Source organism: Lelliottia amnigena (assembly GCF_019047465.1).
Classification (GTDB): Bacteria; Pseudomonadota; Gammaproteobacteria; order Enterobacterales; family Enterobacteriaceae; genus Enterobacter; species Enterobacter amnigenus.
The window spans coordinates 3,356,326-3,374,378 of the sequence record NZ_CP077236.1 but is presented as its reverse complement, the minus strand read 5'-3'; the positions used below and the strand labels follow the sequence as shown (position 1 = coordinate 3,374,378).

Genomic DNA, 18,053 nt, shown 5'->3' with positions numbered 1-18,053 from the left:
CTATCCTGCTCTGGCGCGTTGCTTTTCCTGACTGAACTCGGGAAAATGGCGGCCATTTTATTGAATCGACAGAAAAGCAAATTATGAGTGTACGTTTAGTGTTAACCAAAGGGCGCGAGAAGTCATTACTGCGTCGTCATCCCTGGGTGTTTTCCGGCGCGGTTGCGCGTATGGAAGGTAAAGCCAGCCTCGGTGAAACCATCGATATCGTTGACCATCAGGGAAAATGGTTAGCTCGCGGCGCTTACTCACCCGCCTCGCAGATTCGCGCGCGCGTCTGGACGTTCGATAAAGACGAAACCATCGACATCGCTTTCTTTACCCGTCGTTTACAGCAGGCGCAGCAGTGGCGCGACTGGCTGGCGAAACGTGACGGTCTGGATAGCTATCGTCTGATCGCGGGAGAGTCCGACGGCCTGCCGGGCGTGACGATCGATCGCTTTGCCAATTTCCTCGTGCTGCAGCTCTTAAGCGCCGGTGCAGAATACCAGCGTGCGGCACTGATCAGCGCGCTGCAAGCGTTGTATCCAGAATGTGCCATTTACGATCGCAGCGATGTCGCGGTGCGTAAAAAAGAGGGCATGGAGCTTACGCAAGGCACCGTCACCGGTGAACTGCCACCAGCTCTGCTCCCTATCGAAGAGCACGGCATGAAGCTGTTTGTCGATATTCAGGGCGGGCATAAAACCGGTTACTACCTCGATCAGCGCGACAGCCGTCTGGCCACGCGCCAGTATGTTAAAGATAAACGCGTGCTGAACTGCTTCTCCTACACCGGCGGCTTTGCCGTTTCGGCACTGATGGGCGGGTGCAGCCAGGTGGTGAGCGTTGACACCTCTCAGGAAGCGCTGGATGTCGCTAAGCAGAACGTTGAGCTGAACAAGCTGGATCTGAGCAAAGCGGAATTCGTTCGCGATGACGTTTTCAAACTGTTGCGTAAATACCGTGACCAGGGTGAGACATTCGACGTCATCGTGATGGATCCGCCGAAGTTTGTCGAAAACAAAAGCCAGCTGATGGGCGCGTGCCGTGGCTATAAAGATATCAACATGCTGGCGATCCAGTTGCTGAATCCTGGCGGCATTTTGCTGACGTTCTCCTGCTCTGGCCTGATGACGACCGATTTATTTCAGAAACTCGTCGCAGATGCCGCTGTAGATGCGGGTCGTGATGTACAATTTATAGAACAGTTCCGTCAGGCAGCCGACCACCCTGTGATCGCTACCTACCCGGAAGGGCTCTATCTGAAAGGGTTTGCCTGTCGCGTCATGTAACTTGAAAAGTGAGATGTTGCCCACACATCTTGTGTATGTAACATTTTTCGGGAGGTGACTATGATTGCCAGCAAATACGGTATCGGCCAGCAGGTCCGCCACTCTCTCCTGGGGTACCTGGGTGTGGTGGTGGATATTGATCCGGAATACTCCCTTGACGAACCCTCAGCCGATGAGCTGGCGGCGAGCGCTGAACTTCGCGCAACGCCCTGGTATCACGTGGTGATGGAAGACGATGATGGCCAACCCCTTCACACTTATCTAGCAGAAGCGCAGTTAAGCAGTGAACCGCAGGACGAGCATCCGGAGCAGCCGTCGATGGACGAACTGGCGCAAACTATCCGTAAACAGCTCCAGGCCCCACGCCTGCGAAATTAATCGATAAAAAAGCCCGGAATGCTCCGGGCTTTTTTTATTTCGCCAGACCTAAACGCGGTATATCAATCGCCGGGCAGCGATCCATCACCACGTTCAACCCCGCGTCGCGCGCTAATACAGCCGCCTGCTCGTTGATGACGCCGAGCTGCATCCACAGCGTCTTCGCACCAATAGCAATCGCCTCCTGTGCTACCCCCCACGCCGCTTCAGAGTTACGGAATACATCGACCATATCGACTTTTTCCGGAACATCCGCAAGCGTGGCATAGCCCTGCTGCCCCAGCAGCGTTTTGCCGGCCACTTTTGGTGACACCGGAATGACGTGATACCCCTGATCGAGAAGATATTTCATTACCCGATAGCTTGGGCGATCGGGTTTATCACTTGCGCCCACCAATGCGATGGTGCGGGTCGAGGTCAGAATGCCGATAATATCGTTCTCTTTCATGGTGTTTCTCCTGGCTTTTTATAAAGTGTACGCCAAACAACCGCAGGCAACCATTCATCCCATACATCTGTATGAGGGCAAAACGTCGGAATATGTCTATATGTTAGTAAACGTGTTTATCGAAAAATTTAGATACATTATTACGACGAAAGTATATTCGACGGGAGCGCCCTATGAAGACCGGCATTGTCTCAGCAGTACTTGCGTTAGTGATGCCGGTTTGCGTGTATGCCACCACGCTTCGGTTATCAACCGACATCGACCTGCTGGTTCTGGACGGTAAAAAAGTCTCCAGTTCACTGCTGCGGGGGGCAGACAGCATTGAGCTGGATAATGGGCCGCACCAAATAGTCTTTCGTATCGAAAAAAATATTCGCCTCTCCAATCACGAGCTACGCCTTTATATTTCTCCCCCGCTGGTGGTGAGTTTTAATACCCAAAAAATCAGTCAGGTGAATTTTAATTTGCCGCGTCTGGAAAACGAAAAGGAATCCGAGGCGTTTGAATCCGCACCACGAATAGAACTACTGGATGGCGATGCCATGCCCATCCCCGTGAAACTGGATATCCTTGCGCTGACCAAAACCCCGAAGGGCACCGATTATGAAGCGGATACCGAGCGCTACAACAAAGCGGGCAAAAGCGCGTCGCTCCCGGGATTCGCCACCATGATGGCTGACGACAGCACGCTTTTGTCCGGCGTATCGGAACTGGATGTGATCCCTCCGCAATCTCAAACGCTAACGGAACAGCGGCTCAAATTCTGGTTCCAACAGGCCGATCCCGACACCCGCACACGATTTTTGCAATGGGCGAAGCAGCAACCTTCGTCATAAGCCGCTTTTTTTCACCCTTTCTCTTGCAGCATCAGGCGCTTCCCGTCATCTTGTAGCCAGTTAACCTGACGGAAAGAGATTATGGAACTGACGACACGTACCCTGCCAGAACGTAAACATATTGCGCTGGTAGCACACGATCATTGCAAGCAAATGCTGCTTAACTGGGTTCAGCGCCACCAGGCTTTGCTGGAAAAACACAACCTGTCGGCGACAGGCACCACTGGCAATCTGATTCATCGTGAAACAGGGCTGGAAGTGAATGCGATGCTGAGTGGCCCCTTGGGTGGCGACCAGCAGGTCGGCGCGCAGATTTCGGAAGGCAAAATTGATGTACTGATTTTCTTCTGGGATCCGCTGAACGCGGTCCCGCACGATCCTGATGTAAAAGCCCTGCTGCGCCTCGCCACGGTGTGGAATATTCCGGTGGCCACAAACCTTTCAACCGCCGACTTTATTATTGAGTCACCGCACTTTAACGCATCGGTTGAAATTCTGATCCCTGATTACCCGCGTTATCTGGCCGAACGTCTCAAGTAAAACGATGCCGGGCTAATATTCAGCCCGGCACACACTAGGGTTTTCTCGCCACCGGTACATCGATAGCTTTCAGAATATCCACAAAACAGGATGGATTATCCTTAGCGAACAGCAGCCACACCCTGTGACGCGCACGGGTTATCGCGACATAGAGCAGTCGACGCTCTTCCGCATCAGGGTAATCTTCTGTTTCGGGCAACAGCGCCTGTTCCATAACCGACTCACGCGCCGGAGCCGGAAAACCATCGCTCCCTTCCTGTAGCCCGAGCACAATGACGAAATCCGCCTCCTGCCCTTTGCTGGCGTGGATGGTCATGAAATCGAGTTGCAGCTTGGGCCACCGCGTGGCCGCTTTCTCCAGAATCGTCGGCTTAAGATGATGATACCGCGCCAGAATCAGAATCCGTTCATCTGCTTTAACAAATCCGCTCAACTTATCAAGCAGGGGTTCCAGCTGATCGTCTGGCAGCAGCGTGACGGCTTTTTTATCGCCCGTCGACAGACTGTTGAGCGGTTTCGCCAGTTGATGAGGGTTTTGCTGAATAAACCGGTTGGCGATTTCGCCGATGCGCGAGTTAAAGCGATAGGTGGTATCCAGATCGCTGCGGTCGCCCTCACCAAAATAATGGTGGAAAGCGGTCGTTAACGACAGTTGAGCACCACTGAATCGATAAATGGCCTGCCAGTCGTCACCCACTGCAAACAGCGAAGTGTGTTTATTTTGTGCCCGTAACGCCACCAGCAAAGCGGCGCGCTGCGGAGAGATATCCTGAAATTCGTCCACCAGAATATGCTTCCAGGGGCTGACGAAACGACCTTTTTCAAGAATGATAATAGCCTGATGAATCAGCCCTGAGAAATCCACCGCGTTTTCTTCTTTCAGAGCGGTTTTCCAGGCTTTCAGTAACGGTGCCATCAGTTTGACGCGTTTAGTGAAGAGCGCTCGCACTTCCTCGGGCGCACACTCAATCATCTCCGCCTGTGAACCGCCATGCATGCGCATCAGACTCACCCAGCGATCCAGACGCGATCCCAGACGACGCATCAGTTTTTCATCCTGCCAAAAACTGCCTTCAGGCACCGTCCAGTCGAGCTCTTCTTCAAGCCACTGTCGCCATCCCTTAGCCATTGCCTTTTTTTCACTGCACTGCTGCTGCAATGTCTTGATGAACAGAGCAAGCCTGGCCTGGGTGTCGTTTTCCAGTTTACTGATAACCGGCGCTTTTTTGCTGCCCTGCTGAATAATATGCAGTGCCAGCGCGTGGAATGTTCTGGCGGTAACGTCACGCGTGTGCAGCCGGTCGTGAATGCGCTCGTCCATTTCTTGTGCCGCTTTACGGCCAAACGCCAACAGCAGAATTTGCTCGGCTGTCGCTTCGCCTCTGGCGAGTAACCATCCAGCTCGAGCCACCAATACTGATGTTTTTCCGCTGCCTGCGCCAGCCAGCACGAGCAGTGATTGCTCCCCATTTACCACGGCTCGCGCCTGCGCGGGATTTAAAGGCGAGGATTCGATTTGGCTGAAGAACTCCGCGTGCTGCGACAACATCGCGTCAGTCCATGCCTGATTATGTGCAAGCCTGCTTTGATCGATATCGGTTAACCACGCCTGGCACTGACGCCAGGCATCACGGCAATTTTCAAACTCATCAAGTCGTGAAACCGGAAGCGGAAGCGCGGTCAGAGCCTGATGAATACGCTGCTGCATGTCAGCCGTTTGGGCGCGTGTGAGCCATTTCTTTTGTTCACTGCTCTGCGCAATATCGGCTAAAACCTGCTCGAGCACTTGCCGCGCGACCTCGCTCATCTCATCGCTCCATTTTTGCCAGAGCATATTGAGCTGATGATGAAATCGCTGCGTTTCGGCCCATTCCGTGCCATGCAAACGAACCACTTTATCCGCAGGTAAGACAAACTCGAGTTCGCCCCACACCAGACCACGCTTGCAATGAATAGCCAGTAGCTGATTAAAAGGAATGAGATATTCGTGGCGCTCGCCCGAGACTTTTACACCGGCGTTGAGCAGGACAACTTTATCGTAGGGATGTTGCGCCAGGCGTTTGCCTAATGATGTTGCTTTTAGTTCCATGTCCAGCCTGATCCACGCAGTGATAGTTTACGCATTAGTTTACCTGCCAGTTTTCAGGTGCTCCAGCCTAAAAAAACGTTACAATCATCAGGCTTTAATTTTATCGAAAAGAAGTGAGGGTTTATGCGTACCGTTCTGAATATTTTGAACTTTGTCCTTGGCGGTTTTGCCACGACTCTTTCCTGGCTTTTTGCCACGCTAGTCAGCATTGTGCTTATTTTTACACTTCCGTTAACGCGCTCGTGCTGGGAAATCACCAAACTGTCGTTTGTGCCTTACGGCAATGAAGCCATTCATGTTGATGAGCTCGAACCCGGCAACAAAAATATCCTGATGAATACCGGTGGGACATTGCTGAATATTTTATGGCTGATCTTCTTTGGCTGGTGGTTGTGCCTGATGCACATCGCCGTAGGTATTACACAGTGTATTACGATTATCGGTATCCCGGTTGGGATTGCCAACTTCAAGATTGCCGCTATCGCTCTGTGGCCTGTTGGTCGACGCGTAGTGGCCGTAGAAGTTGCCCAGGCTGCGCGTGAATCCAATGCCCGCCGTCGTTTTCAGTAAATAAGGATACGCCGCCCACATGCTAAGCCCATTGCTTCGCAGATACACATGGAACAGTGCCTGGCTCTATAACGCCAGGATTTTTATCGCGCTTTGCGGTGCGGCGGCGCTGCCGTGGTGGCTCGGCGACGTTAAGCTCACCATCCCGCTGACGCTCGGCGTCGTTGCAGGTGCACTTGCCGATCTTGATGATCGTCTGGTTGGGCGCTTGCGAAACCTCGTGATTACCCTGGTGTGCTTTTTTATTGCCTCCGCGTCGGTCGAGCTGCTTTTCCCATGGCCCTGGTTATTCGCCCTCGGGTTGATGATTTCCACCACCGGGTTTATTTTGCTGGGGGGGCTTGGGCAGCGCTATGCGACCATTGCGTTTGGCGCGCTGCTGATCGCGATTTACACCATGTTAGGCATATCGCTATATGACCAGTGGTATCAGCAGCCACTCCTGCTGTTAATGGGGGCCATCTGGTATAACGTGCTCACGCTGACCGGGCATCTCCTGTTCCCGATTCGCCCGTTGCAGGACAATCTCGCCCGGAGTTACGAACAGCTGGCGCACTATCTGGAACTCAAATCCCGACTTTTCGATCCTGATATAGAAGAAGAGAGTCAGTCGCCGCTATACGATCTCGCGCTGGCAAACGGAGAGCTTGTCGCCACGCTTAACCAAACCAAAGTTTCATTACTTACCCGCTTACGTGGCGATCGCGGTCAGCGCGGAACACAGCAAACACTGCACTACTACTTTGTCGCTCAGGATATTCATGAGCGTGCCAGCTCATCACATATTCAATACGCTGCACTGCGCGAGAAGTTTCGTTACAGCGACGTTATGTTCCGCTTCCAGCGACTTCTTTCGATGCAATCTCAGGCTTGTCAGCAACTGGCTCGTTCCATTTTGCTGCGAACGCCGTATCAGCACGATCAGCGATTTGAGCGCGCTTTTACTCATCTCGACGCCGCTTTGGATCGCGTTCAGGCAAGCGGTACATCGCCAGATCAGATGAAAGCCCTCGGTTTTTTGCTTAACAATCTGCGGGCCATCGATGCGCAACTCGCGACAATCGAGTCGGAGCAGGCATTGGCGATGCCGGGTCATGACACTGAAAACCAACTTGCCGACGACGGGATGCACAGTGTTTCAGATATATGGCTGCGTTTGAGCCGCAACTTCACCCCCGAGTCAGCACTGTTTCGGCATGCAGTGCGGATGTCCGCCGTACTTTGCACGGGTTACGCATTTATCCAAATAACGGGCTTACAACATGGTTACTGGATTCTGTTGACTAGCCTGTTTGTCTGTCAGCCCAATTATAATGCTACACGTCACCGGCTGGCGTTGAGAATCATCGGTACCCTTGTGGGTGTCGCCATTGGGCTTCCTGTGCTCTATTTTGTCCCCTCAATTGAAGGACAATTGATCCTTATTGTGATTACCGGCGTCCTGTTTTTCGCATTTCGTCACGTCCAGTATGCGCACGCCACGATGTTCATCACCCTGCTGGTTTTACTTTGCTTCAACCTGCTAGGCGAAGGATTTGAAGTCGCTTTGCCACGCGTCATCGATACGCTAATTGGCTGCGCCATTGCCTGGGCAGCCGTGAGCTTTATCTGGCCTGACTGGCGTTTCAGGAACTTACCGCGCGCACTGGATCTCGCAATCAATGCGAACTGTCGCTATCTCGACGCGATTCTTGAGCAGTACCATCAGGGCCGCGACAACCGTCTGGCATACCGTATTGCCCGACGCGATGCTCATAACCGTGATGCGGAACTGGCATCGGTCGTCTCAAACATGTCAACGGAACCCCGTGCAACACCAGAAATTCGCGAGGTAGCCTTCCGACTTCTGTGTCTTAATCACACCTTTACCAGCTATATTTCAACCTTGGGTGCACATCGCGAGCAATTAACCAACCCCAATATTCTCGCCTTGTTGGATGACACTGTATGTTACGTTGACGATGCGCTTCATCATCGACCCGCTGATGAGCCACGCGTACAAATGGCGATAGACGAACTCAGCCAGCGCATTGCGCATTTTGATCCCGGTACAGACAGCAAAGCTCCGCTTATCCTCCAGCAAACAGGTCTGCTTATTGCTCTTCTGCCCGAGATCTGCCGACTACAACAACAAATCGCTACTTCCCGGAATGATTATCAGACCTTACAGGAAGCGCATTAAACCACTCATTAAGCTCCCGACGCCTCGCTGTCGGGAGCGCCGCCTCATGTAACCCTTCAATTGCCCCCGCAAGTGCAAACAGGACCTTAATGCCAAGGTGTTTATTTTTGGCTCTGATCTTCAGCCAACTCTCTTCGGCACCAAGTGTACGGAGCATAATTTCACTGGTAATACCCGCTTCGTAGAGGAGAACTTCAATCGGAAAAGTCAGGTTGGGCAAATCTTTTAGCCTGCGCCGATTATCCCGCTCGACACGTTCCTGTCGTGCTGCTTTTAATGCAAAGCTGGAAAGTTGCAGGAGCTTTTCCCGATCTTGCCAAAGTCCGTCGTCCACACGGTAATAATTCAACAGAACAGGCCTGCCACGTTTTACCAATTCCAGATAGGTCGGATTATGTTTTACACAGTACTGCGCACTCTCTTCACACGCTCGCAGATACAGTTCGCCCTCAGACACCATGGCAAACACAGCCTCATTTACCGCCAACGTATAGCCACCAAAAAGTGCCCTATGATGGATATCACCCAAAGATGAGAGGTATTCCTGGGATTTATAGATCCGTTCGTATGATATCTTTTTCATGATATTATCCTTTAAAATCATGCAGTAACAACGCTATTAATTACTATCGGATCCGCTAGCAGAAAAATAGGCAACTTATTGTCACTCGGCAAGATGAATTTACGATATTGGCCGATCTCGAACGAAATTTGCGAGGCGCTTTCCGAAATTGAGGTTGATCTTTAGTCATACAGGGGTTACTGTATATTCATACAGTAACTACAGAGCTGGAATGATTATGCACACTTCAAGCTATGCAAATCGCTCAACATCTTTTTCTCCATCCAAGGGCAATGACACGCAAAATACTTTCGGGCGTGTTTCGACCGGGATGATAAGCGAAGTGGTTTATCGTGAAGACCAGCCCTTGATGACACAGTTGCTGTTGTTGCCGCTATTACAGCAACTCGGTCAGCAGTCACGCTGGCAGCTGTGGTTAACGCCAAAGCAAAAATTGAGTCGCGAATGGGTCCAATCTGCTGGATTACCGCTCGCAAAAGTGATGCAGATTAGCCAACTGGCCCCCTGCCATACGGTAGATTCAATGATTCGAGCATTGCGCACCGGGAATTACAGCGTGGTGATTGGCTGGCTATCAGAAGAATTAACGGAAGATGAACATTATCGTTTAGTGGAAGCCGCCGAAGAAGGTAACGCGATCGGCTTAATAATGCGTCCGATTCATCCCGATTCTCTCGGCAGAGGACACCTTTCTGGGCTAAAAATTCACTCTAATTTGTATCATTAAGTAAATTTAAGATTTTTCCTGGAACTTTTTTTGACAGTTGGACAGCCGATTGGTTCCATAAGAAAAAACTTCGTCAAAGCCTGTCTGGCGCGGTTTCCCTTAATTTTACAGCATAAAATCCGCATTCAAAATGTTAAATATTGTGTATACGGAGCTTTTTTTTTCATATGCCTGACGGAGTTCACACTTGTAAGTTTTGAACTACGTTGTAGACTTTACATCGCCAGGGGTGCTCGGTCTAAGCCGAAGATATCGGTAGAGTTACTAGTTTGAGCTCGCCCCCCGGTGAAGGATTTAACCGTGATTTCTCGACGAGATCTTCATGGCGATTTTTGGATGATAACGAGGCGCAAAAAATGAAAAAGACAGCTATCGCGATTGCAGTGGCACTGGCTGGCTTCGCTACCGTAGCGCAGGCCGCTCCGAAAGATAATACCTGGTATGCAGGTGGCAAACTGGGCTGGTCTCAGTTCCACGACACTGGCTGGTACAACAGCTCCCTGAACAACGATGGCCCAACTCACGAAAGCCAGCTCGGTGCAGGTGCGTTTGGTGGCTATCAGGTTAACCCGTATGTTGGTTTTGAAATGGGTTACGACTGGTTAGGTCGTATGCCATACAAAGGCGACACCGTTAACGGCGCATTCAAAGCTCAAGGCGTACAGCTGACCGCTAAACTGGGTTACCCAGTGACTGACGATCTAGACGTGTACACCCGTCTGGGCGGCATGGTATGGCGCGCTGACTCCAGCAACAGCGAACGTGGCGACGACCATGACACTGGCGTATCTCCAGTATTCGCTGGTGGCGTAGAGTGGGCAATGACCCGCGATATCGCTACCCGTCTGGAATACCAGTGGGTTAACAACATCGGCGACGGCAACACCGTTGGTGTTCGTCCTGACAACGGCATGCTGAGCGTAGGTGTTTCCTACCGTTTCGGCCAGCAGGAAGAAGCAGCGCCAATCGTTGCTCCAGCTCCGGCACCAGCTCCAGAAGTACAGACCAAGCACTTCACTCTGAAGTCTGACGTTCTGTTCAACTTCAACAAAGCAACTCTGAAACCAGAAGGTCAACAGGCACTGGATCAGCTGTACACTCAGCTGAGCAATCTGGATCCTAAAGACGGTTCTGTAGTGGTTCTGGGCTTCACCGACCGTATCGGTTCTGACGCTTACAACCAGGGTCTGTCCGAGAAACGTGCACAGTCTGTTGTTGATTACCTCGTGTCTAAAGGTATCCCAGCTAACAAGATCTCTCCACGTGGTATGGGCGAATCTAACCCAGTGACCGGCACTACCTGTGACAACGTGAAACCTCGCGCTGCACTGATCGACTGCCTGGCACCAGATCGTCGCGTAGAGATCGAAGTTAAAGGTATCAAAGACGTTGTAACTCAGCCAGCGGCATAAGTTATCGTCTTATAAAAAAACCCCGCCATGCGGGGTTTTTTATTATCTAACGAAACGTGATTTACTATTTTTTTCCAAGCATCGCCTGAAGATCGTTTTTCAACGTAGACATCTGGTTGGCATATTTCTCTTTATGCTCAGCATCTTCAATCAACTGTACGACCGTCTCAGAAAGCGTTTTACTCCGACGTTGAGCAAGCCCGGCTAATCGTTGCCAGACCATGAACTCAAGATCGATTGATTTCTTACGCGTGTGCTGATGCTCGGCGTTAAAGTGCCGTTTGCGGCGAGCGCGGATGGTCTGCTTCATACGGTTCACTAACGCGGGATTAATATGCTTCTCTATCCAGCTATTAACATGTACCGGTTCGTTTTCGAGTGTCAGTAATAAATCCACCGCTTCTTTTGCAGCACTGGCTTCGATGTAGCAGGTGATCAGCTCCCCTTCACGGTGCTTTTTGACCAGGTACTTCCATTTCCAGCCGCTTTCGAGATTTTCCAGTTGTTGATATTTCATTGCGATCTCAGTGTTACCTCGTAACTCTGTTCAGAATATCAGTTTTTTGACAATCTGCTGAAAAGAAATCATTTCCTGTGAGCTGTTACGCCGCATTCACTACCTGATTTTCCTAATCCCGGTTGGGCAGAGACCGATGCTTACGGTATACTCCACGGTTTTACATCTAACTAAAAAACATCAACTTTGACCATTACGAAACTAGCATGGCGTGATTTGGTTCCTGATACCGAAAGCTATCAGGCGCTATTTACACAGCCAAACCTCGCAAAAGAGCACGACTTCATACTTAGCGATACGCAACCGCGTTTGCACTACGCGCTTGAGCAGGTGTTAAGTCCATGGACAACCTCCCCTTTCATGCTGCTGAAGGCGCCTGAAGAAGCTGAATATTTGGCGCTGATCGCCGACGCTACGCGTCAGCTGCGGCCTGAAGAAAGCACTGTGTATGGCGGCCAATATCGTATCGCGGGACGTGATGTTACTTTCGAACCAGCCGCACACGCTGAAGATAACTTCGCCGCTACGGGTGAAGTCATTACGGCCGAGTGGGCTGAAGCTGAACAACTGTTTGGCTGCCTGCGCCATTTTAATGGCGAGTTGAGCTTACAGCCTGGGCTGGTGCATAAAGCCAACGGTGGCGTCCTCATTATCTCTCTACGCACGCTCATGGCACAACCGCTGCTGTGGATGCGACTGAAGACAATAGTGACTCACCAGCGCTTTGACTGGCTTTCCTATGATGAATCGCGCCCATTGCCAGTTACCATCCCCCCAATGCCGGTTTCGTTAAAAGTGATTCTGGCGGGGGATCGCGAGTCGCTGGCTGATTTCCAGGAAATGGAACCCGAATTAGCCGATCAAGCCGTCTATTCCGAGTTTGAAGACAACATCCAGATTGCCGATGCCGACGATATGTCGCAATGGGGTCAGTGGGTGATAACCATGGCTGAGCGCTATGAATTGCCAACACCAGCGGAAGATGCATGGACGGGTTTAATTCGTGAAGCTACGCGCTACACGGGTGACCAGGAAACGCTTCCGCTCTGTCCTCTGTGGGTTGGAAAGCAATTACGCGAAGTAGGCGTTATCTGTGGGCAGGAATCGTTTACGGGCGAACAATTCTCGCAAATGCTGGCGCAGCGTGAATGGCGAGAAGGTTATCTCGCCGATCGTATGCAGGATGAAATCCTGCTTGAGCAAATACTGGTTGAAACCGAGGGCGAACGTGTCGGCCAGATTAACGCGTTGTCAGTCGTTGAATTCCCGGGACATCCGCGTGCCTTTGGCGAGCCCTCACGCATCAGTTGCGTCGTACATATCGGCGATGGTGAATTTACCGACATCGAACGTAAAGCAGAGCTGGGCGGGAATATTCATGCTAAGGGCATGATGATCATGCAGGCGTTTCTGATGTCAGAGCTTCAGCTTGAACAGCAAATCCCCTTCTCCGCCTCACTGACGTTTGAGCAGTCCTATGGCGAAGTTGACGGTGACAGTGCGTCAATGGCTGAGCTTTGTGCGTTAATCAGTGCCCTTGCCGATGTGCCGATTAACCAGAGCATTGCTATCACCGGTTCTGTCGATCAGTTTGGTCGCGCTCAGCCCGTCGGCGGATTGAACGAGAAAATTGAAGGCTTCTTCAATATTTGCCAGCAGCGCGAGTTTAGCGGTAAGCAAGGGGTCATTATCCCTGCGCCAAATGCTCGCCATCTGAGTCTGAGCCAGGAAGTGCTTGACGCGGTAGAGGCTGGACAATTTTCTATCTGGGCCATCGACGATATTACAGATGCGCTACCCTTACTGACAAATCTGGTCTGGGATGCAGAAGGTCAAACAACGCTGATGCAGGCTATTCAGGAACGTATTGCTCAGGCAATGCAACAGGATGCTCGTCATCGTTATCCATGGCCGTTACGTTGGCTGAGCTGGTTTAGTCCCAACTGATCGGACTTGTTCAGCGTACACGTGTTAGCTATCCTGCGTGCTTCACTAAAATAAGGCTTACTGAGAACATGGTAGATAAACGCGAATCCTATACAAAAGAAGATCTTCTTGCCTCTGGTCGTGGTGAACTGTTTGGTGCTAAAGGCCCGCAGTTACCCGCTCCAAGCATGCTGATGATGGACCGTGTCGTGAAAATGACCGAAACCGGCGGCAACTTTGACAAGGGTTACGTTGAAGCGGAACTCGATATCAACCCAGAACTGTGGTTCTTCGGTTGCCACTTTATCGGCGATCCGGTCATGCCTGGCTGTTTAGGTCTGGATGCAATGTGGCAGTTGGTTGGTTTTTATCTGGGCTGGCTGGGTGGCGAAGGCAAAGGCCGCGCACTGGGTGTGGGCGAGGTGAAATTCACCGGTCAGGTTCTGCCTTCTGCGAAAAAAGTCACCTACCGTATTCACTTCAAGCGCATTGTAAACCGTCGTCTGGTGATGGGTCTGGCGGATGGCGAAGTGCTGGTAGATGGTCGTGTGATCTATACCGCACACGATCTGAAAGTTGGCCTGTTCCAGGACACTTCTGCGTTCTGATTGCTGCTGTGCCCGGACCATAAAGGCGAAACCTCCGCGATGCGGAGGTTTCTGTTTCTAAAGAGACGTGTCACGCAAGTAGAACCCTATCCCCAATGGCTTCTCGCCAGCCCCCTAACCAGTAAGAACGTTGATTTAACGTTTGGTAAGGACACATTTCTTTTGAGCGTCCGGCGATGCCAGCCTGGTATCCACGTTGGTGCGCCCGTTCCAGGCGATCTCGTTTCTGTCTCTTCATGCCTCGTTTCCCTCATTCTTTGGTCTGGTGGAAAGAAAACAGTGGCTGCAAAATATGCAAGCACAGTAAACGAATAACCTGAATCCCTCCGTACGTCAATGCGCAAAATTCACGCCAGTGTCATATTTGTGAGCTACAGGGAATATCATTTGTACAAAATTTGTGACGCTGCACAAGTATCAACCTGAAATGAAAACGAAAAAAAACCGCAATCAACGAAACGCAGATTGCGGTTTTAGGCGATTAATTTTACTTATGGCAGGCGAGAAATTTCTTTCGCTATACTTGCCGATTCCTGGGCCCAACCTTGTGCCAGCATTTTAACCATCTCGTCGTATCCGTCTTGCTGCTGTTTCAGCTCTAGATAGAACGGACGCTTAATCAGCTGCCCCTGGTGGTTCAACAGCCATTCTCCGCTGATGATAACCTTTCCATCATAACGGCCATGGAACCCCGTCACGGTGACATTGAGCGTATCCTGATCGCTCCCCAGCGGCTGGGAAGCCACTATCCAACCGGGCAACTGACTGTTCAGATTCGCCACCAGCGTATTGCGCAGTTGCTGATCCAACGGGCTCGCCCACAAATTGTTATTTGCGATCACGTATTGCACGTCGCTGGTCTGATACACCACGCCGTTACCGGCGAGTGAATCAGGGATCACGACTTGCTCAACCCACAGCAGACGATTGCCCTGAGACGAGCTGCTCTGCCCTCCCGTCTGTACAGCCAACGGCAGCTGATAGTAACTTTTGTTATCACTTCCTGAGCTACAGGCCGTTAAAACCATGACTCCGGCGATGAATAGCCACTTTTTCATTATTTTGCCCTCTTCGGCTCAGGATCTTTCTTGTCCTTCGCTTCAAATACCAGCGCGTTACTCTTCTCGTTCAGCGTTTTCAATACAGGCTGCAGTTCACGTAAGACCTGATCCAGGCGCTGCATATCCGCCACCATTTTGTTGTAAGCCGCGGAGCCAGGCTGGAAGCCCTGCATACTGCGGTTAAGCTCGCGCAACGTTTTCTGCATATCCTGCGGAAGCTGCTGCATCGACTGATTCGCAGTAATCTTGTTGATATTATCCAGCGTGGTTTGCAAACGACGCATCGTCGCCTGACTTTCTGTCAGGCTGTTTGTCGCTTGCTCAAGCATCGGATTCAGCGGCAGATTGTTAATCTTATCAAGCGTTTCCATTAGGCGCTGCTGGATTTGTGCCAGGCCACTGCTTACCGTCGGGATAATCTTGTAACCACCAAATTCGCGCACACCTGTTATCGCAGGCGCTTTAGGGTAGAAGTCCATATCAACGTACAGCGCGCCGGTGACCAGGTTACCGGTTTTCAGCGAGCCTCGCAGACCACGATTCATGAGATCGTTAATATGCCCGCCAATATCTTTCGCTTCGCCTATTTGACTCAGTAAACGCTCTGGTTCGATGCGAATCAGCACGGGAATTCGATAATCATCATCCAGAGACTGACGCAGACCCGGGACGAAATACGGGACCTGGCCGACAGTGCCCAGACGGATGCCACGGAATTCAACCGGTGCACCGGGCTGCAAACCACGAACGGAATCTTTAAAGAACATCAGATAATCAATATGATCGGTATAAAGTGCATCCTGGATGCTTTTCTGATCGTCAAAGAGTCTAAACGGCGTTTTTGCCGCAACGGGCTGGCCAAGCTCCATCCCTTCCGGGACATCAAAACTCACACCGCCACCGAACAACGTGGTTAGGGAGCCCATTTCGACACGCATCCCCGCCGACGTCAGATCAACCGCAATACCGCTGTCTTTCCAGAAACGGACATTACTGGTCACCAGACGGTCATTAGGCGCGTTAATAAAGAGCTGATAGCTGATGGTGCGTTTTTGCGCATCGAACGTACTGGTTTCGACTGAACCCACACGATATCCGCGGAACAACACCGGATCGCCAGGGCTAAGCTGACCCGCTTTTTTACTGTCCAGAATCACCCGGATGCCTTTCGCATCAGGCGGGGCCAGCGGCGGCGCATCCAGCAAATCATACCTGCCAGGCTGGTTACCTTTCGATCCCGGTTGCAGTTCAATATAAGCCCCAGAAAGTAACGTTCCCAGACCGCTAATCCCTTCACGGCCCACCTGCGGTTTAACTACCCAGAATACGGAATCACTGTGCAGTAGCTTTTCCATCCCCGCGTTCAGTCGAGCTTTAATTTCAACATGCGTTAAATCGTCAGTCAGCGTTGCGCTCTCCACGACGCCCACATCAACGCTACGGCTCTTGATGGTGGTTTTCCCGCCCTCAATGCCTTCAGCGTTGGTGGTGATAAGCGTGACTTCTGGCCCCTGATGGCTGTAATGATAAAACAGGATCCAGGCCCCGATTAGCGCCGTCACAATGGGGAAGATCCATACTGGCGACCAGTTTTTGACCTTCTGCACTTTCGCCTCTCCACTCTTATTTTCCATGCTCTCACTCTTCCTCATGGCTTGACTCTGGCTCACGATCCCACGATAAACGAGGGTCGAAGGTCATGGCCGCAAACATCGTCATCACAACAACCAACGCAAACATCAGCGCACCCATAGCGGGATAAATACTCATCAGTCCCCCCATGCGCACCAGCGCAGAGAGAACGGCAATCACAAACACGTCGATCATTGACCAGCGGCCAACAAACTCGACAACTTCGTAAATCAAATGCATGCGTTCACTGTCGCGTTTACCGTGGCCGTTAGCATCCCAACAAAGCCAGGCGATCGCGATCATTTTCAACGTTGGTACCATGATACTGGCGATAAAAATCACCATCGCCACGGGATACGATCCTTCTCCCCACAGCAACACCACACCAGCGAGGATGGTCGACGGCATTTTGTCGCCCAGCAAATCTGTAATCATGATGGGCAAAATATTGGCGGGCAGATAGAGCATGATTGACGTTACGAGCAGCGCCATCGTCCACTGAACGCTATTTTTACGCCGTGCATGCCCTTTGGTTCCGCAGCGGGGACACTCTTCAAGATCGACAGGCAACACCGCTGTGCAGCATGAACATGAGCGTAATCCCTGACGAATACCGGGAACACCCACTTTAACTGTTTGCGATAACGTCGGCGCGGGGGCGATATCATCCCAGGCCCAGCGACGATCGACACACTGGAAAGCCCGAAGCTGAAGCACGCAGTAAAGACACCAGGGAATAAAGCTACTGCCGATCCCCACGTCGCCATAAGCCATCAGCTTCACGAAGCTCACCAGAATGCCGGCGAGAAAAATCTCCGCCATTCCCCAGCTTTTGAGCTGGAACAGGATTCGGGCGAGTGTGATTTTGAGCTTTACGGGCATCCGCACGCGATTGACCAGCAGTAAAATCACGGTGAGACAAAAGGCGGGCACAATCTGAACAAAGAGAAGGAAGAATGTGCCGAGACTGGCGTAATCTTCCGAAAACATGACGCCGGGTATTTCCAGCAAATCAACTTCGCTGGTCATACCGCCGACTTTCATATAGATGAAGGGAAAAAGGTTCGAGAGCACCAGCATAAACAACGCAGCAAGTGCGTAAGCAGTGGGACGCTGCCTTGGCGCGTCCCACTCCGTTGTCAGCGTTGCCCCACAGCGTGGGCATGCCGCCTTATGTCCGTGGCCCATATCAGGCAGCGCCACGAGCATATCGCATTGCGAGCATAAAATATGCCGGTCGGCATGGTGCTGATCACACATAGTGTATCCC

18 protein-coding genes are annotated in these 18,053 nt (G+C 51.5%); 10 read left to right on the top strand and 8 right to left on the bottom strand.

Translation table 11 applies throughout. The features are described from left to right. The first annotated feature begins 83 nt into the window (after nucleotides 1-83). Nucleotides 84-1,274, top strand: a complete 1,191-nt coding sequence (gene rlmI / locus I6L74_RS15735) for a 23S rRNA (cytosine(1962)-C(5))-methyltransferase RlmI (protein WP_059178406.1) — start codon at nucleotides 84-86, stop codon at nucleotides 1,272-1,274. 60 nt (nucleotides 1,275-1,334) lie between these two features. Then, on the top strand, nucleotides 1,335-1,652 hold the full coding sequence (gene hspQ / locus I6L74_RS15730) for a heat shock protein HspQ (protein WP_059178407.1): 318 nt from the start codon (nucleotides 1,335-1,337) through the stop codon (nucleotides 1,650-1,652). A gap of 34 nt (nucleotides 1,653-1,686) precedes the next feature. Here the strand turns inward: hspQ and I6L74_RS15725 are convergent, their stop codons facing one another. Beyond that, on the bottom strand, nucleotides 1,687-2,100 hold the full coding sequence (locus tag I6L74_RS15725; RefSeq protein WP_012016874.1) for a CoA-binding protein: 414 nt from the start codon (nucleotides 2,098-2,100) through the stop codon (nucleotides 1,687-1,689). 173 nt (nucleotides 2,101-2,273) lie between these two features. On the opposite strand from I6L74_RS15725, the gene csgI reads away from it, so the two are divergent. Together csgI and mgsA are read left to right on the top strand one after the other, a co-directional pair. Continuing rightward, the gene (gene csgI / locus I6L74_RS15720) at nucleotides 2,274-2,936 is read left to right on the top strand and encodes a curli synthesis inhibitor (RefSeq protein ID WP_059178408.1); all 663 of its coding nucleotides are present in this window, start codon (nucleotides 2,274-2,276) and stop codon (nucleotides 2,934-2,936) included. Between the two features lie 81 nt (nucleotides 2,937-3,017). Continuing rightward, a complete protein-coding gene (gene mgsA, locus I6L74_RS15715) occupies nucleotides 3,018-3,476 on the top strand; it encodes a methylglyoxal synthase (RefSeq protein ID WP_059178409.1) in 459 nt (152 codons plus the stop codon). A gap of 34 nt (nucleotides 3,477-3,510) precedes the next feature. Here the strand turns inward: mgsA and helD are convergent, their stop codons facing one another. After that, nucleotides 3,511-5,565 carry a DNA helicase IV gene (helD, locus tag I6L74_RS15710; protein ID WP_059178410.1) on the bottom strand — a complete coding sequence of 685 codons (2,055 nt, stop codon included), beginning with the start codon at nucleotides 5,563-5,565 and terminating at the stop codon, nucleotides 3,511-3,513. 123 nt (nucleotides 5,566-5,688) lie between these two features. Here helD and I6L74_RS15705 point away from each other — a divergent pair, with 123 nt between their 5' ends. Both I6L74_RS15705 and yccS read left to right on the top strand, forming a co-directional pair. Then, complete coding sequence (locus I6L74_RS15705) at nucleotides 5,689-6,135, top strand: YccF domain-containing protein (protein WP_059178411.1); 447 nt, start codon at nucleotides 5,689-5,691, stop codon at nucleotides 6,133-6,135. Between the two features lie 19 nt (nucleotides 6,136-6,154). Further along, a complete protein-coding gene (yccS, locus tag I6L74_RS15700) occupies nucleotides 6,155-8,317 on the top strand; it encodes a YccS family putative transporter (RefSeq protein WP_059178412.1) in 2,163 nt (720 codons plus the stop codon). On the opposite strand, the gene I6L74_RS15695 is transcribed toward yccS, so the two are convergent. Beyond that, nucleotides 8,274-8,900 (bottom strand): TfoX/Sxy family DNA transformation protein, encoded by a 627-nt coding sequence (locus I6L74_RS15695; RefSeq protein WP_059178413.1) that lies wholly within the window; start codon nucleotides 8,898-8,900, stop codon nucleotides 8,274-8,276. The two genes, yccS and I6L74_RS15695, sit on opposite strands and share 44 nt — an antisense overlap. Before the next feature lie 217 nt (nucleotides 8,901-9,117). Here I6L74_RS15695 and sulA point away from each other — a divergent pair, with 217 nt between their 5' ends. Continuing rightward, on the top strand, nucleotides 9,118-9,627 hold the full coding sequence (sulA, locus tag I6L74_RS15690) for an SOS-induced cell division inhibitor SulA (RefSeq protein ID WP_059178414.1): 510 nt from the start codon (nucleotides 9,118-9,120) through the stop codon (nucleotides 9,625-9,627). A gap of 356 nt (nucleotides 9,628-9,983) precedes the next feature. After that, nucleotides 9,984-11,039, top strand: coding sequence for a porin OmpA (ompA, locus tag I6L74_RS15685; RefSeq protein WP_106379801.1), 1,056 nt, complete (start codon nucleotides 9,984-9,986; stop codon nucleotides 11,037-11,039). Between the two features lie 64 nt (nucleotides 11,040-11,103). Here ompA and matP read toward each other — a convergent pair whose 3' ends face one another. Further along, nucleotides 11,104-11,556, bottom strand: a complete 453-nt coding sequence (gene matP / locus I6L74_RS15680) for a macrodomain Ter protein MatP (protein WP_059178416.1) — start codon at nucleotides 11,554-11,556, stop codon at nucleotides 11,104-11,106. A 186-nt stretch (nucleotides 11,557-11,742) separates the two neighbouring features. Between matP and I6L74_RS15675 the strand changes: the two genes are divergently transcribed. Together I6L74_RS15675 and fabA are read left to right on the top strand one after the other, a co-directional pair. After that, on the top strand, nucleotides 11,743-13,503 hold the full coding sequence (locus tag I6L74_RS15675; protein ID WP_059178417.1) for an AAA family ATPase: 1,761 nt from the start codon (nucleotides 11,743-11,745) through the stop codon (nucleotides 13,501-13,503). Between the two features lie 68 nt (nucleotides 13,504-13,571). Beyond that, entirely contained in the window at nucleotides 13,572-14,090 is a 519-nt protein-coding gene (fabA, locus tag I6L74_RS15670; RefSeq protein WP_059178418.1) for a bifunctional 3-hydroxydecanoyl-ACP dehydratase/trans-2-decenoyl-ACP isomerase, read from the top strand. 70 nt (nucleotides 14,091-14,160) lie between these two features. Here fabA and rmf read toward each other — a convergent pair whose 3' ends face one another. The 4 genes from rmf to pqiA form a co-directional block, all read right to left on the bottom strand. Then, nucleotides 14,161-14,328 carry a ribosome modulation factor gene (gene rmf, locus I6L74_RS15665; protein ID WP_012016862.1) on the bottom strand — a complete coding sequence of 56 codons (168 nt, stop codon included), beginning with the start codon at nucleotides 14,326-14,328 and terminating at the stop codon, nucleotides 14,161-14,163. A 253-nt stretch (nucleotides 14,329-14,581) separates the two neighbouring features. Continuing rightward, a complete protein-coding gene (gene pqiC / locus I6L74_RS15660; protein WP_059178419.1) occupies nucleotides 14,582-15,148 on the bottom strand; it encodes a membrane integrity-associated transporter subunit PqiC in 567 nt (188 codons plus the stop codon). Next, entirely contained in the window at nucleotides 15,148-16,785 is a 1,638-nt protein-coding gene (pqiB, locus tag I6L74_RS15655; protein ID WP_059178420.1) for an intermembrane transport protein PqiB, read from the bottom strand. Before pqiB ends, pqiC begins: the two co-directional genes overlap by 1 nt. Nucleotides 16,786-16,789: 4 nt before the next feature. Then, nucleotides 16,790-18,043, bottom strand: a complete 1,254-nt coding sequence (pqiA, locus tag I6L74_RS15650) for a membrane integrity-associated transporter subunit PqiA (protein WP_059178421.1) — start codon at nucleotides 18,041-18,043, stop codon at nucleotides 16,790-16,792. Nucleotides 18,044-18,053 lie beyond the last annotated feature (10 nt).